Source organism: Legionella quateirensis (assembly GCF_001467955.1).
GTDB lineage: Bacteria > Pseudomonadota > Gammaproteobacteria > Legionellales > Legionellaceae > Legionella > Legionella quateirensis.
Window position 1 is genome coordinate 1 of the sequence record NZ_LNYR01000026.1, and the last position, 1112, is coordinate 1112.

Genomic DNA, 1112 nt, shown 5'->3' on the forward strand with positions numbered 1-1112 from the left:
GAAAACGCAGGCCATACCATTACTGCAATTAACGGTACGGCCATTGCCGTAGGCGGCACAGTGGCTGTGGCCAACGGCACGGTGCTCTTGAATGCCAACGGTACCTTAAGCTTTACGCCAGCTGCCAATTACAACGGCAGTACCAGCTTTACCTATACGGTGACTTCTGGCGGAGTTACAGAAACTGCTACGGTGAACCTCACAGTCAATCCGGTCAACGATGCTCCAACCAACAGCGCCCCTGGTGCTCAAACGACGAATGAAGACACCGCTCAGGTCTTTAGCTCTGCCAATGGCAATGCCATCAGCCTGACCGACATTGACAGCGCATCTGTGACCACCACGATTTCTGTGGCACACGGCAGCTTAACGGCTCTGGCAACAGCTGGGGTTACCATTACGAATAACGGAACAGGAACGGTGACTCTGGTAGGATCTCCAGCCAACATCACCACAGCCTTGAATGGTTTAACTTATACTCCGGTTGCTGATTACAACGGTGCAGACAGCTTGACGGTCGTTACCAGTGACGGCCTCTTAAGTGATACGGACAGCATTGCCATTACAGTCAATCCAGTCGTCGATATTGCCAACGATGCAGCTACCTTCAATGAAGACACGGTGGCTAATCTTGACGTGAATGCCAATGATACCTTTGAAAATGCAGGCCATACCATCACTGCCATTAACGGCACTGCGGTTGACGAAGGCAGCACGGTGGTCGTGGACAACGGCACAGTGCTCTTGAATGGCGACGGCACTTTAAGCTTTACCCCAGCTGCGAATTACAACGGCAGTACCAGCTTTACCTACACAGTGACTTCCGGCGGAGTTACGGAAACGGCTACGGTGAATCTGACAGTCAATCCGGTTAATGATGCCCCAACCAACAGCGTCCCTGGTGCTCAAACCACGAATGAAGACACCGCTCAGGTCTTTAGCTCTGCCAATGGCAATGCGATAAGCCTCACCGACATAGACAGTGCTTCTGTGACCACCACGATTTCCGTGGCACACGGCAGTTTAACGGCTCTGGCAACAGCAGGGGTTACGATTACGAATAACGGAACGGGCAGTGTGACCTTAACGGGATCTCCTGCTGCAATTACCAC

Annotated in this window: 1 protein-coding gene; it reads left to right on the forward strand. The window is 52.3% G+C overall.

Features of this window, described 5'->3' with window-relative positions; all coding sequences use genetic code 11:
* Positions 1 to 1112: tandem-95 repeat protein (locus Lqua_RS09660; RefSeq protein ID WP_157076140.1), on the forward strand; the 1112-nt coding region annotated here is incomplete at both ends.